The following is a 13,625-nucleotide window of genomic DNA, read 5'->3' on the forward strand; positions in this document are numbered from 1 at the left end:
TATGGATGGCATCTATTTTTCCTGCGCCGACGTGACGAGCCTGAGCCCGCACGGCTTCTGGCTGCAGTGTGGCGAGGAAGAGCTGTACTTGCCGTTTGTGGAGTTTCCGGTCTTCGAGCACGCGACCATTGCGCAGATTTGCCGGGTCAGGTGCGTGAGCGCCGGACGGGTGTACTGGCCGGAGCTCGATGTCGACCTGACGCTGGAGGCGATCCGCAATCCGATGGCCTATCCGCGCGATAGCATGAATTACGATTGCTGAGCTGCATTGGCCACTGCCATTTCTGCCAGTGGCAGGAACGACGATGGTGATCGAACGCTACCGTACTTGGCCCATGCCTGCTCACAGCCGATATTACAAATGCCGCGTCTGCGCCGGCGTATTCCCCCAGTTATCGTTCAACCCATCCATATAATTCACCGGCGCCGCGATCAGCTCTTCCGGCGTCGCGTCGTCCAGCGCGGCCACACTGATCGCCACCAATGCCCCGCCCAGCTGCTCCACGTAACCGCGCCCGAACGAGTGCACGCCGCACTGCTTGCAAAACAGATGATGCCCGCTCATGGTGCCGAACTGGTAATCGCTCAGCTGCTCCTCTCCCGACAGCAAGCGGAAGGCGTCCGGCTTGATCACCGCTTCCCAGTTCCGCGCCTTGCGGCAGATCGAGCAATTGCACTTGCTGGTGCCCTCGCTCAGGTCGATATCGGCTTCGTAGCGCACCGCGCCGCAATGGCAGCTGCCGTGATAGGTCTTTTTCATCGCCGTTCTCCTTCTCGTTGAATTCAACACTCAGGGTAAATCCAAAACAGGACAAATTCAGCCCTGTTAACGTCGATGTAAGCTGAAGGCGTATCATGGCGCCTCGCGCAGGAGCAGGAACACAAGCAGCACCGCGCCTCTCATTCACCAGCCAGGGACACACCATGTCTATCAAAATCAGCAGCCAGTTCGACGCCGGCGCCATCGATATCGTGAGCGCCACCAGCGCCTCCTCGATCGACCTGAACATCCGCAGCGACTCGCACGCGGACATCACCCAGTGGTTTTATTTCCGCCTGCAAGGCGCGCAGGGCGAGGCGTGCACGATCCGCTTCCTCAACGCCGGCAAGAGCGCCTATCCGGCCGGCTGGGAAGGCTACCAGGCCATGGCCAGCTACGACCGCGTGGAGTGGTTCCGCGTGCCCACCAGCTTCGACGGCGAGGTCATGACGATCTGCCACACGCCGGAGATGGACAGCGTCTACTACGCCTACTTCGAGCCCTACTCGTGGGAACGCCACCTCGAACTGCTCGACCGCGCCCAGCTCTCCGAACAGGTACGCATGCTCGACCTGGGCAGCAGCGTCGAAGGACGCGACATGAACGTGCTGGTCATCGGCGACCCGGCCGCAAAGAAAAAGGTTTGGGTCATCGCGCGCCAGCATCCGGGCGAAACCATGGCCGAGTGGTTCGTCGAAGGCATGCTCGACGCCCTGCTCGACCCGGCCGACGCGTTCGGCCGCCAGCTGCTCAAGGAAGCCGTGTTCTACGTGGTGCCGAACATGAACCCGGACGGCTCGGTGCACGGCAACCTGCGCACCAACGCGGCCGGCGCCAACCTCAATCGCGAGTGGAATACGCCGACCATGGAACGCAGCCCGGAAGTGTTTGTGGTCAAGAACAAGATGAAGGAAACCGGCTGCGACCTGTTCCTCGACGTGCATGGCGATGAGGGCTTGCCTTACGTGTTCGCGGCCGGAAGCGACTCGCTGCCGACCTTCACGCCGGAGCAGGCGGCGCAGGAAAAGCGCTTCGCCGACGACTTCAGGATCGCCAGCCCGGATTTCCAGGACGTGCACGGTTACGGCGACTCGCCTTACACCGACGAAACCCTCACCATGGGTTCGCCGCACATCACGCACGCCTTCGGCTGCCTGTCGCTGACACTGGAGTTGCCGTTCAAGGATAACGCCAACGATCCCGATCCGATTTGCGGCTGGGACGGCGCGCGCAGCGCACGCCTGGGCGCCGCGGTGCTGCAACCGATCCTGCGCTCGCTGCGCCATCCGGCCTGATGCGATACGGCTTTTCATCATTGCGTCGGCTTTTTGATTCACATCAACGATTTTGTTGAGGCCAATCAATAAACTTCTTCCATACCCAATGACAAACGAAGAAGGAAGTTGTGATGAAGAGCAAATTGTTAGCAGTGGCAGTGAGCATGCTGGGCCTGGTTGCCGTTGAAGCGCATGCCCAGGATGGACAATGGCTGGTGCGCGCACGCGCCGCGCACCTGAACCCGGCCGATAAAGCGACGCCGGTCGGCGGCGTCGGTGCATCGGACCGCATTTCGGTATCCGACAAGACCATTCCGGAAGTCGACGTCAGCTATTTTTTCACGCCCAACTTTGCGGCCGAACTGGTGCTGACCTATCCGCAAAAACACGATGTGATGCTCGACGGCGCCAAGATCGGCACCTTCAAGCACCTGCCGCCAAGCTTGCTGGGCCAGTACCACTTCAACCCGATCGCCCAGTTCAAGCCTTACCTGGGCGCCGGTATCAACTACACGCGCATCTCCAAGGTCAGGCTGCTGAACGGCGCCGGCGACCTGGAAAACGATAGCGTGGGACTGGCCCTGCAGGCCGGCGTGGATTACAGGATCGATAAAAACTGGTCGCTCAACCTGGACATCAAGCGCCTCAATATCCGCAGCGATGTGATGATCTCCGGCGCCAGGGTCAGCACCGTGAAGGTCGACCCGGTCCTGATCGCCGTGGGCGCCGGTTACCGCTTCTGATGTAACAGGGCGTGCCTGCCGCGGCGGGGCGCCCTTCCTGTCAGCGCAGATTGGCCTGCGGCTGTTTCGTCAGTTCGTCGACGGCCGCCAGGATCTCCGCTTCCTTGTACCCGCCGAAACGGCGGTATCCCACATACGTGAGCGGATAGCCGCTGCCTTCGAGCGCGTTGTAGGCGATGGCGCCGGCTTCCGATGCCTCGACATCGACATCCTCGAAGGGGATCTTCTTTTCCTCGAACAGTTCGCGCTGCGCCTTGCAGTAGCCGCACCATTTGGTCCCGTACAGCACCACCTTGGGCTTGTCCTGCGCATCGAAATGGTTGGCCATGACGATGCGTTCGCGCCGGGTCAGCGCATCCTTGCCCAGCACTTCGCCGAGCATGCCGGCCAGGGCGTGCACATCGTCGCCGACGGCGCGCTGCTTGCCCACGATGACCGTGGGCAGTGCGTTCACGCGGTACTTGTTATCCGGCTCGGTAAGGACCACTTCCTCGAATGTCGGCACGCGCGTTTTCAGTTCATTGCGGATCTTCTCGCAGGGGTCGCCGCACTCGGCGCTGGTGAACAGCATCACGGTCGGCTTGCCGTCCTTGTCGAACGCGCCGCTGCCGCCGCCGGACAGGCGCCCGGTTTTGTAGGCATAGAAGGCGCCGCCGGCGATCAGGGCAAGGAAGAGTATTTTTTTCATGAGGAATCTGATGGATAACAGTGCCGCGTGAAGCGCTTCGCTTCACACGCAGCCCTGCCGCCGCTCGCGCGCAGGACGCGCGAGCGGTTGGAACGTCACGTTACTTGCGCCCGGCCTTGATCATGTAGTCGAGCATGGCTGCTTCGGACACCGACGCCCACATGTTCTGATCCTGGCGGAATCGCTTCCATGGCTCGTAGATGGCCTTGAACTTGGCGTTCTTGGCCGCTTCCTCGTTCATCACGTCCTGCGCCGCCTTGTAGCAGCCATCCATGATGTCTTTCGAGAAGGTGCGCAGCTTGACCCCGTTCTTGATCAGCCGTGCCAGCGCCGCCGGGTTCTTGGCGTCGTACTCGGCCTGCATGCCCACGTGCGCCTCATACGTGGCGCATTCCAGCGCCGCCTGGTATTCCTTGGGCAGCTTTTCCCATTCCTTGATGTTCACGTAGAAGGAGAAGCTCGCGCCCGCTTCCCACCAGCCCGGCGCGTAGTAATACGGCGCGACCTTGTAGAAGCCCAGTTTTTCGTCATCGTAAGGACCGACCCATTCGGCCGCGTCGATCGTGCCTTTTTCCAGCGCAGGATAAATGTCGCCGCCAGCGAGCTGCTGCGGCACCAGGCCGAGGCGCTCGAGCACCTTGCCGGCGAAGCCGCCGACGCGCATCTTGGTACCCTTCAGGTCTGCCACCGACTTGATTTCCTTGCGGAACCAGCCACCCATCTGGGTGCCGGAATTACCGCCCAGGAAGTTGACGATGCCGTAGCCCTTGAAGAAGTTGCGGGTCAGTTCGCGCCCGCCCCCTTCCTGGTACCAGGCCGTGTGCTGGCGCGAGGTGAGGCCGAACGGGACCGCGCAGTCGAAGGCGAAGGTGGCGTCCTTGCCGAAGTAATAGTAGGACGCGCTGTGGCCGATTTCCACAGTGCCGGCCTGGACCGCGTCGAGCACTTGCAGGCCCGGCACGATTTCGCCGGCCGCGAACGAGCGGATGTTGAACTTGCCGCCGGTAAGCTCGGAGACACGCTTGGTGAGGATATCGGCCGCGCCGAAAATGGTGTCCAGGGATTTGGGAAAGCTGCTGGCAAGGCGCCAGGTGATGGTTGGTTGCGACTGTGCCAGCGCCGGTGCGGCGACTGCGCCCGCTGCAGCGCCAACTGCCGCTTTTTTAATAAAGGAACGACGTTCCATATGTCTGTGTCTCCTGAAGTGTTTACGTCACGGAAAAACCACCAGTGCCATGGTGCTGGAGCTAGTGTATTTGCGTCTAGGCAAGCATGCAATGTAATTTATCTTACAGGAGTCTTACAGAGCGGAGGGGAGAATCGGGAGGGGTGTTTCGCGTGGGCACAAGGTACCCACGCGCAAGGGCATCGGCAGCGATCAGCCGCCGGCGACAACCATCTTTTCAATCAGGATCGAACCGGTCTGCTTGTTGCCACGGATGAGCACGTCATTGCCGATGGCGACGATCTGCTGGAAGATATCCTTCATGTTGCCGGCGATGGTGATTTCCTCGACCGGATACTGGATCACGCCATTCTCGACCCAGAAACCGGAGGCGCCGCGCGAATAGTCGCCGGTCACGTAGTTGGTGCCCTGGCCCATCAGTTCGGTGACCAGCAGGCCGCGGCCCATCTTCCTGATCATGCCGGCGAAGTCGTCGCCGCGTTTGGTCTGGGTCGAGCTCATGGTGAGGTTGTGCGAACCGCCCGCATTGCCCGTGGTTTTCATGCCCAGCTTGCGCGCCGAGTACGACGACAGGAAGTAACCCTGCACCACGCCATCCTTGACCACATTGCGGCGCACGGTGCGCACGCCTTCCTCATCGAACGGGGCCGAGCCGACCGCGCCGACCACGTGCGGGTCTTCCAGGATCTGGATATGCGAAGGGAATACCGACTGGCCCAGCGAATCGAGCAGGAAGGTCGACTTGCGGTACAGCGCGCCGCCCGAAGTGGCCTGCACGAAGGCGCCGAGCAGCCCTGCCGCCAGCGGCGCCTCGAACAGCACCGGGCAGGTGCGCGTATCGAGCTTGCGCGCGTTCAGGCGCGCCAGGGCGCGTTCGGCGGCGTAGCGGCCGACTGCCTCGGGCTGGGCCATCTTTTTCGGGTCGCGCACCGAGGTGTACCAGTCGTCGCGCTGCATCCTGGCGCCCTTGCCGGCGATCGGCGCCACCGACAGGGTGTGGCGCGAGAACGGATAGCCGCCCGCGAAACCGCGCGAATTGGCCGACACGAAGTGCGACTGCTGCACGTGCACGCTGGCGCCCTCGCTGTTGGTGATGCGCGCATCGACGTCGAAGGCGGCCGCTTCGGCGCGCTGCGCCAGGACCACCGCTTCTTCGGTGGAGATCATCCACGGGTAGCACAGGCGCAGGTCGCGCGGCTTCATTTCGAGCATGTCGGCGTCGGCCAGGCCGGCGCAGTCGTCGTCGGCCGTGAAACGGGCGATGTTGTAGGCCGCATCCACCGTGGCGCGCAGCGCCGCCGGGGAAAAATCGGACGTGCTGGCATTGCCCCGTTTTTGACCGATATACACGGTCACGCCCATGCCCTTGTCTTTATTCTGCTCGATCGTCTCGATTTTGCCACGCCGGACCGACACTGACAGGCCGCTGCCCTCGCTGATGTCGACGGCAGCATCGGTGCCGCCCATCTCCCTGGCAAAGGCCAAAACGTCGCGCGCCAGCTGCTGCAGCTGATCCTGGGTGTGGATAAAGACGGAGTCGTTCATGTGGTGTTTTCTTCGGCTGTCCGGTTAAACGGGTATGATAGCAGTCGTTTACAGTTTTTACTGATCGGCTTTACGCCTATCGGAACCATATCATGCCAAATCCAAACCGGGGCGCCTGCGGCTTCCAATCGTCCGAGTTCGAGCAAGAATACGAACGCCCGTCCAAGTCCGAACTCAAGCGCCAGATGAGCGAGCTGCAAAAGCTCGGCGAAGAACTGGTCGCCGAAGCGCGCGACCGCGTCAAGCGCGTTCCCATGCCCGAAGACGTGCGCGATGCGATCCTGGCTTGCCAGCTGATCACCAACCACGAGGGACGGCGTCGCCAGATGCAGTTCGTCGGCAAGAAGATGCGCACCCTCGACGAGGAAGAAGTGGCCGTCATCCAGCGCACCATCGATAGCTGGAAAGGCATGTCCAAGGCCGATACCGCGGCCCTGCACGCGCTCGAACGGCGCCGCGAAAAGCTGCTGGCCGACGACAAGGCCCTGACCGTGCTGCTCGAAGAAAATCCGGAACTCGATGTGCAGCACCTGCGCACCCTGATCCGCAACGCGCGCAAGGAACAGGCCGAGAACAAGCCGCCCAAGGCCTACCGCGAGATCTTCCAGATCCTCAAGGATATCAACAAGAAGGGCAAGGCCGCGGCCAAGCCGGTGGACGAGGACGAGGACGGCGAGCCGATCGATGACGAGTCCGACGACGAGTAATCCCACCGAGCTGGTGATCGGGCTGGTGTCGGTCTCCGACCGCGCCAGCGGCGGCGTGTACGAAGACAAGGGCCTGCCGGCGCTGGCCGACTGGCTCGCCAGCGCCATCACCACCGGCTACCGCATCGAAACGCGCCTCATTCCCGACGAACGGGCGCGCATCGAAGCGACCCTGGTCGAACTGGTCGACCTGGCGCGCTGCCACCTGGTACTGACCACGGGCGGCACCGGCCCCGCGCGGCGCGACGTCACGCCCGAGGCCACGGTCGCCATCGGCACCCGGGAAATGCCCGGCTTCGGCGAACAGATGCGCCAGATCAGCCTGCAGTTCGTGCCGACCGCGATTCTGTCGCGCCAGACGGCCGTCCTGCGCGAGATCGACGGCCACGCCGCGCTGGTGATGAACCTGCCCGGCCAGCCGAAGGCGATCAAGGAAACCCTCGAAGGTCTGAAAGATGCTGACGGCAAGCAACTGGTCGGCGGTATTTTCGCGGCCGTGCCCTACTGCGTCGACCTGATCGGCGGACCGTATATGGAAACCAACCCGGCCGTGTGCAAGGCATTCCGGCCGAAATCGGCGCTGCGTCCCGCGCCGTCCACCGAGACACAACCCATGACCCAACTGTTAGAAAACATCGAAATCGACACCGCCCCGAACCCGACGGTGGCGATCATCTGGATGCACGGCCTGGGCGCGGACGGCAACGACTTCGTGCCGCTGGTAAGCGAACTGGACTTGAAAGGCTTGCCCGGCATCCGTTTCGTCTTCCCGCATGCCAACACGATGCCGGTGACGGTCAACGGCGGCTACGTGATGCGCTCGTGGTACGACATCGTCAACGCCGACCTCGGCCGGCGCGAAGACGAAGCCGGCCTGCGCGCCTCGCAGTTGCAGGTCGAGGCCCTGATCGCGCGCGAAAAGGCGCGTGGCATTCCAGCCTCGCGCATCATCCTGGCGGGCTTCTCGCAGGGCTGCGCGATGACCTTGCAGACCGGCCTGCGCCATCCGGAAAAGCTGGCCGGGCTGATGTGCCTGTCCGGTTACGTGCCGCTGGCCGACAAGATCGCCGCCGAGCGTTCCGAAGCCAGTCTGGGCACGCCGATTTTCATGGTGCACGGGCAACACGACGGCGTGATCCCGATCGCCCGCGCCACCGCCTCGCGCGACCTGCTCAAGTCGCTGGGCTACCAGCTTGAATGGCACGACTACACGATGCAGCACTCGCTGTGCCAGGAAGAGATCGACCATATCGGCGTCTGGCTCAAGAAAGTCCTGGCCTGATGCAAACGCCGGGGGGCGGCCCCCGGCGGCCAATCGTGCAACTTCAGTCCGTGTCCGCCCGGAGAGCGTAGAATGCGTTCTTTGATAGCAAAGGCAGACAATGAAAAAAACCGGCATGGCGAAGAGTGACGCCAAAAAATTGATGGGCAAGATGGTCGCCCCGGGCGCAGCCGGATTCGGCAACGCCGACAACGCCGCCGTCGACCGCCGCGAACAGCGCAAGCGCGACCAGGCGCTCGGCCTGGTTCCCTTCGCCGTCAAGCTCAACAGCGACCTGGTGCTGCAACTGCAAACCCTGGCCAAGGAACGCGACACCGACCTCAACGAAGTCGTCGCCGAACTGCTGGCCAAGGGCCTCGCGGCCTGATCCACTCAAGGTGAAAACGGTCGTTCTCGGCGGATACGGCAACTTCGGCGCCCGCATCTGCCGTGCCCTGGCGCCCAGCCCGGGCATCGAACTGATCGTCGCCGGGCGCGACCTGAACAAGGCCAGCGCCCTGGCCAGCGCCTGCGGGCACGGCGCCGCCGCGGCGCGCATCGACCTCCACGATCCCCAACTGACGCAAGCGCTGCGCGCCCTCGGCGCCGAACTCGTCATCCACACGGCAGGCCCTTTCCAGCAACAGGATTACGGCACCGCGCTGGCCACGGCCGCCGCGGGTGCCCACTATATCGACCTGGCGGACGGGCGCCGCTTCGTGTGCGACTTTCCGGGCGCGCTCGATGATGCCTTCCGCCGGCAAAATCGCCTCGCCATCACGGGTGCGAGCAGCGTGCCGGCCATGTCGTCGGCCGTGGTCGACCATCTGACGGCGGGCTGGCGCAGCATTGCATCGATCGACATGTGCATCGCCCCGGCCCAGACCGCCCCGCGCGGGGTGGCCACCATGGAAGCGGTGCTGAGCTACTGCGGCGCCCCGATCCAGGTGTGGCAGGATGGCCGCTGGACCACCCAGCTGGGCTGGGCGGCGCCCAAAACGGTCGCGTACGCGCGCCTGCGCCCGCGCCTGGCGTCGCTGTGCGACATTCCCGACCTCGAACTGTTCCCGGCCCATTACGCGGGTGTGCAGTCGGTGATGTTCCGCGCCGCGCTCGAAATCGGCATCAGCCAGCGCGGCATGGCGGCGCTGGCGGGCCTGCGCCGCATGGGGCTGGTGCCGCGTCCCGAACGCTTCGCCGCCCTGCTCAACCGCGCCGCCGATGGCTTCAATTTCCTCGGCTCCTCGCTGGGCGGGATGGTGGTGCGCGTGCGCGGCCTCGACGCCGGCGGCACGCCTGTGCAGCGCGCCTGGCACATCGCGGCCGATCATGATCACGGCCCGGAAATCCCGTGCATGGCCGCGGTCCTGCTGGCGCGCCGGCTGGCGGCGGGCACCCTGGACAAGATCGGCGCCTTCACCAGCGTCGGCCAGCTGAGCCTGGCGGAGTTTGAACCGGAGTTTGGCAAGTGGGGGATGGTGACCGACCTCGGCGAGTGATCGGTTATGATCCGTACTCGGACAACAACGCTTGAAGAGGTAAAACCATGGCCAAGAAAGAAGAACTCGACGAAGAAACCCTGGCGCTGATTCACTGGTGCATCGAGGTGGAAGGTTTCCTGGTGGCCGGCGGCGCAACCCAGAAGCAGGCGCAGGACCATATCGAGGAACAGGTCGAGTGGTTTACCGACCAGTTCTATGATGGCTTGACGCCGGAAGAAGCCGCGAAGGAAGCGCTCGCTTAAAGCGGCGCTGCTGTATCGGGCGCATCCAGGGCGTCCGGGTCAGGCGGCGACGCCGACGACCAGAATGGCGCCGTGACGCGCTAACAGGCTTGACGGTCAGGACGCGACCAGGCGCCATTCATCTCTTTCTTACCGGCCATGCCGGTGTCTGTTGCCGCCGCCCCAGGCGTGCCGGCTGAAGCGCCAGTGGTGTTGCTCACCGACGACAACGATGTTGCCGCCAACCCGGTGGCCAGGCGAACGATCCAGAAGACAGCGCTCTGCGCTTCGGGCCTTGCATGCCCCGACAGCGATGGCGACGTGAAGCCGAGTGGAAACATTTTCCTGTTGAAACTTCTGCAATCGGTGAGAATACGTCATACCAACTCTTCAGCGAAAAAATGGACATTCTCATCCTCTTCATCGGACTTGCGGCAGGATTTTTCGCATGGCGCTACGTGTCGAATTCGTCGCAGCGGCGAGGTAAGGGCAAAGGACACCTCAAGGCGGCGGTTGCCGGTTTTTTCGCTGCCCTTATCTCCATTTCCATCCTTCTGGCGGTACTCGAACCGGAATCGTACGTGAAGTCGCGGGCGGACACGGAAGCGAAAGCCAAGCTCAAGGCAGAGGCGGATGCCCTTGAGGCTGCGAAGACAAAAGAAATGCAGGCCGCCGAAAAGGCCGCCGCCGCCGCCGCGGAGTTCGAAAACAAGGACCGGAAAACGATGGCGTATCTCATGTGCCAACGCTACGTTAAAGCGAGCCTGAAGGCACCCGCCAGCGCAGTCTTTCCGTCGTCGGACTACACAACGTTAAAACAGCCCGGACAAACCTACGTCATTCGGTCCTATGTCGACGCGCATAACAGCTTCGCCGCCATGCTTCGGAGTCACTGGCACTGCTCAGTCCGTTACAACGGTGGCGAGGAGTCGAGTGGCGACAGCTGGACCTTGATCGATATCAAGCTCGTAGCGCAGTAGCAACGAATCGGGCGCAGATGCGGCGCGCGGCGCGGCCGTCGGGCTATCACCGCCGTCGCCAGAAACGCTCGCTTAAAGCGGCGCTGCGTCATCCGGGCGCCGCTGGGGTGTCGCAAGGCGTCCACTGGACGCGCTGGCCGTCCCACAGGGCCTGCGGGTCGGGCAGCGAGGCCGGTGGCCAGAACGCGGCCTTGAAGCGCTTTCGGTTGCCGGGGTCGGTCGCCAGCCTGTCGCCGATGGCCAGTTCCAACGCGTCATGCCGTGCGCGATCGCGTGCCAGCGCCGGATGCCTGGCATCGGCCGCGTCCGGCGTTCCGCCGGCGGCGAGATAGCGGCGCCAGATGGCCCAGTCTTCCATCACCAGGGCCAGCAGCCCGGGTGCGATCGGCGACAGGTAATAGATCTCATCGTCACGCTCTTCCATGCCATACATGTACCCGTTCGCATAAATATGCGGAACGCCGTCCAGCTCGGCGATGCCGAGCAAATTGCCGTCGTAAAAAACATGAACGGTTAATACACGATCGAATGTCATCTATCTCGTCCTAGCGGCCAAAAGCGCTAAAGAAGTTCACTATTCTGGAAACATCGTTGAGCCATTTACAGTTGCCGTCGCGTAGCTCGGAGCGGCCTGTTCGCGTCGCCCGTCAATTGCGCGCGGCAAGCACTCCCGGTGATGAATCGCTGATCTGCTGCAGGCGGCCGCCTCCAATACCGCGCGCGCGCATCCGCAAGCAAATGAGATGCCCGTCGAGCCTGAATGATAGCCCCACTGGCCATCGAACCGCGAAAGTTCAATATGTTGGGGCAATCGTTGAGCCGGATACAGTCCCCGCGGGTTTCCCTTAAAGCGACCTGTGCGCGCGAGATGATGTCGCGTACGCTGACAGGACTCATCCCTGCAGTCCGCGCTATCACTGACGCTTTCTCATCCTGGAAATCGTATGCAGCGTCACGGCACCGCGCTATTGAATTGAGCCATATACGAGAGGTCCTATCATGATCATTGAGCCAAGGTTCGACGAGCACAATGTAAGAAAAGTCGAGGCAATCCTGCTCGACCACCCCATCGCACGCGACTACTTCCAAGGCGAACTCTATGACACGCTGGGACACAGGCTGAACACCATCGCGCTTGACCTGCAGGATGGCGGGACAAGCGAGCTCAATGAAAAACAGAGCGCGCGCCTTTTTATGATGCCGGACGGGTCGATCGCACGGTCACTCCATTTGAACGAACATGGCAACGCGCCATCCGGCATAAACATTCAATCCACCAATTCGCTCGTCATGGAGGGTGAGCAAAATAGTGTGATTGCTTTTCGTTCGGAAACGACTCCTGGCGTCTGGAGCAAGGCTCTGCACATTGATCAAATGATGCTTCGCTCCGAAGCCCCAAGCAGATTTGGCACTGTCGCGTTCGGCCTGATGGTGGTCACGGCCTATCGGCTCGGTTTTTCCCATATCCAGCTATTTGCAGCCGGACGCGGGCCTTTGCAACCAGACGATCCCGATGCACTCGTCGGCTACTGGGTGTGGCCCAAACTGGGCTTCGATGCCGCCGTCAACGCCGCGGAAATAAGCCGGCATCCGTCTGCGGCAATGCATGGTTTGCGTACAGTGCAAGAAGTCACCGCACGCACGCCCGAATGGTGGAAAGCATGTGGCAGCGCGCGGCCAATGCTATTCGATTTGCGCTCGAACAGTCCATCATGGTCAATTCTGCTAAACTATCTTTGCACGACAGTGGCAGCATTTTAGCCGCTTTTGCGATCACGAAAGCAACTATTCCTGCAACGACACTTAAAGTGAAAAGCCATGAGCACACTCAATCAAGAGCAAGCAAACGAGCTTGCTACGTACAAGCGCGCCTCGGCCGCGCTGCGAAAGAAAATCGCCGCCGCTGCGGTCCCCGATGACCGGGAAATCCTTCCGGTGAACGGAAAAATCCATGTGAGTCTGACTGGAAAGCCATTGAACTCCGAACAGCAGAAAGCCCTGTTCGGCGAGTCAGCGTTTTCCGTCGCAGTGCTGCGGGAGCTTGCCGACGACGGCACGTGAGTGCGGCACTTGCCGACGTTCGACAGAACCTTTATTCCGGCAACGGCACCGCCGTCGATGCCGGCGCTGGCGTTTGCGCCGCATTCATCACCATCGCCAGAAACGTGTAGTACCCGTTGATCCCCATCAAATCGACCACGCCTTTTTCGCCGAACAGGGCCAGTGCGTTGGCATAGGTCGCATCGCTGACCCGCTTGTTCCTGTGCAGCTCCACGCAAAAATCGTACACCAGCGCTTCATCGACCAGCATCGCCGGCGACTTGCGGCGCTGGGCAATGGCCGTGACGATGCCCGGCTCGATGCCGCTGCGCTCGGCAATGGGCGCGTGGATCGCCCATTCGACCTGCTGGTCCCATTCGCGCGCCGTCACCAGGATGGCAATCTCCGACAGGCGCGTGCCGATCGCGCTGCGGTAGCGCAGGTATTCGCCCATGCGCTGCGCGCTTTCCATCAGCTCGGGACTGCGCAGCAGTGGCACGAAGGGCCCGTACAGCGCCCCGCGCGGGCCGTCGATGATGGCTTGGGCGACGGCCTTCTGCTGCGGCGCGAGCTGCTCGAAGGGGATGGGGCCTAGTCTTTCTCTCATCAAAGAATGTTCCCAACGGCGGAAATATTTCGCAAATGCATAGCAAAATTAATTATAAATTCATCGTACTTTGTTTTGCTTTTTCGAGGTGTGCAGATTCATGAAAAA

General features: G+C 62.2%; 17 protein-coding genes and 1 pseudogene. 12 read left to right on the forward strand and 6 right to left on the reverse strand.

Going from position 1 to position 13,625, the window contains the following annotated elements:
- Position 1 precedes the first annotated feature (1 nt).
- Positions 2-262, forward strand: a complete 261-nt coding sequence (locus RBA41_RS05020) for a DUF2442 domain-containing protein (RefSeq protein WP_306621656.1) — start codon at positions 2-4, stop codon at positions 260-262.
- A 93-nt stretch (positions 263-355) separates the two neighbouring features.
- On the opposite strand, the gene RBA41_RS05025 is transcribed toward RBA41_RS05020, so the two are convergent.
- Positions 356-760, reverse strand: coding sequence for a GFA family protein (locus tag RBA41_RS05025; RefSeq protein ID WP_306621658.1), 405 nt, complete (start codon positions 758-760; stop codon positions 356-358).
- A 164-nt stretch (positions 761-924) separates the two neighbouring features.
- On the opposite strand from RBA41_RS05025, the gene RBA41_RS05030 reads away from it, so the two are divergent.
- Entirely contained in the window at positions 925-2,055 is a 1,131-nt protein-coding gene (locus RBA41_RS05030; RefSeq protein WP_306621660.1) for a M14 family metallopeptidase, read from the forward strand.
- A gap of 113 nt (positions 2,056-2,168) precedes the next feature.
- Positions 2,169-2,780, forward strand: a complete 612-nt coding sequence (locus tag RBA41_RS05035) for an OmpW/AlkL family protein (RefSeq protein WP_306621662.1) — start codon at positions 2,169-2,171, stop codon at positions 2,778-2,780.
- Positions 2,781-2,820: 40 nt separating this feature from the next.
- Here RBA41_RS05035 and RBA41_RS05040 read toward each other — a convergent pair whose 3' ends face one another.
- From RBA41_RS05040 to pmbA, 3 genes are all read right to left on the reverse strand, one after another.
- A complete protein-coding gene (locus tag RBA41_RS05040; RefSeq protein WP_306621663.1) occupies positions 2,821-3,468 on the reverse strand; it encodes a glutaredoxin family protein in 648 nt (215 codons plus the stop codon).
- 100 nt (positions 3,469-3,568) lie between these two features.
- On the reverse strand, positions 3,569-4,654 hold the full coding sequence (locus RBA41_RS05045) for a TRAP transporter substrate-binding protein (protein ID WP_306621666.1): 1,086 nt from the start codon (positions 4,652-4,654) through the stop codon (positions 3,569-3,571).
- Between the two features lie 192 nt (positions 4,655-4,846).
- The gene (pmbA, locus tag RBA41_RS05050) at positions 4,847-6,199 is read right to left on the reverse strand and encodes a metalloprotease PmbA (RefSeq protein ID WP_306621668.1); all 1,353 of its coding nucleotides are present in this window, start codon (positions 6,197-6,199) and stop codon (positions 4,847-4,849) included.
- Between the two features lie 92 nt (positions 6,200-6,291).
- On the opposite strand from pmbA, the gene yjgA reads away from it, so the two are divergent.
- The 7 genes and pseudogenes from yjgA (at position 6,292) to RBA41_RS05085 (ending at position 10,870) form a co-directional block, all read left to right on the forward strand.
- Complete coding sequence (gene yjgA, locus RBA41_RS05055; protein ID WP_099875119.1) at positions 6,292-6,906, forward strand: ribosome biogenesis factor YjgA; 615 nt, start codon at positions 6,292-6,294, stop codon at positions 6,904-6,906.
- A pseudogene (mog, locus tag RBA41_RS05060) lies at positions 6,884-7,501 on the forward strand (molybdopterin adenylyltransferase); the annotation flags it as partial. The gene yjgA and the pseudogene mog, both read left to right, overlap by 23 nt.
- Before the next feature lie 18 nt (positions 7,502-7,519).
- Positions 7,520-8,188: an alpha/beta hydrolase gene (locus tag RBA41_RS05065; RefSeq protein ID WP_306622046.1), complete on the forward strand. Its 669-nt coding sequence runs from the start codon at positions 7,520-7,522 to the stop codon at positions 8,186-8,188.
- Positions 8,189-8,288: 100 nt separating this feature from the next.
- Positions 8,289-8,555 (forward strand): hypothetical protein, encoded by a 267-nt coding sequence (locus tag RBA41_RS05070; RefSeq protein WP_167087523.1) that lies wholly within the window; start codon positions 8,289-8,291, stop codon positions 8,553-8,555.
- Between the two features lie 10 nt (positions 8,556-8,565).
- Positions 8,566-9,666 (forward strand): saccharopine dehydrogenase family protein, encoded by a 1,101-nt coding sequence (locus RBA41_RS05075; protein WP_306621671.1) that lies wholly within the window; start codon positions 8,566-8,568, stop codon positions 9,664-9,666.
- 47 nt (positions 9,667-9,713) lie between these two features.
- Entirely contained in the window at positions 9,714-9,911 is a 198-nt protein-coding gene (locus RBA41_RS05080; RefSeq protein WP_054268373.1) for a hypothetical protein, read from the forward strand.
- 380 nt (positions 9,912-10,291) lie between these two features.
- Positions 10,292-10,870: a hypothetical protein gene (locus RBA41_RS05085; RefSeq protein ID WP_306621675.1), complete on the forward strand. Its 579-nt coding sequence runs from the start codon at positions 10,292-10,294 to the stop codon at positions 10,868-10,870.
- An 88-nt stretch (positions 10,871-10,958) separates the two neighbouring features.
- Here RBA41_RS05085 and RBA41_RS05090 read toward each other — a convergent pair whose 3' ends face one another.
- The gene (locus tag RBA41_RS05090) at positions 10,959-11,405 is read right to left on the reverse strand and encodes a hypothetical protein (protein ID WP_306621677.1); all 447 of its coding nucleotides are present in this window, start codon (positions 11,403-11,405) and stop codon (positions 10,959-10,961) included.
- Positions 11,406-11,869: 464 nt separating this feature from the next.
- Here RBA41_RS05090 and RBA41_RS05095 point away from each other — a divergent pair, with 464 nt between their 5' ends.
- Both RBA41_RS05095 and RBA41_RS05100 read left to right on the forward strand, forming a co-directional pair.
- On the forward strand, positions 11,870-12,631 hold the full coding sequence (locus RBA41_RS05095; RefSeq protein ID WP_306621679.1) for a hypothetical protein: 762 nt from the start codon (positions 11,870-11,872) through the stop codon (positions 12,629-12,631).
- A gap of 57 nt (positions 12,632-12,688) precedes the next feature.
- Positions 12,689-12,931: a hypothetical protein gene (locus tag RBA41_RS05100; RefSeq protein ID WP_306621681.1), complete on the forward strand. Its 243-nt coding sequence runs from the start codon at positions 12,689-12,691 to the stop codon at positions 12,929-12,931.
- 31 nt (positions 12,932-12,962) lie between these two features.
- Here the strand turns inward: RBA41_RS05100 and RBA41_RS05105 are convergent, their stop codons facing one another.
- Positions 12,963-13,517, reverse strand: coding sequence for a carboxymuconolactone decarboxylase family protein (locus RBA41_RS05105; protein ID WP_306621683.1), 555 nt, complete (start codon positions 13,515-13,517; stop codon positions 12,963-12,965).
- Between the last annotated feature and the right edge of the window lie 108 nt (positions 13,518-13,625).

This window comes from Massilia scottii, assembly GCF_030846495.1.
Taxonomy (GTDB): Bacteria; Pseudomonadota; Gammaproteobacteria; order Burkholderiales; family Burkholderiaceae_D; genus Telluria_A; species Telluria_A violaceinigra.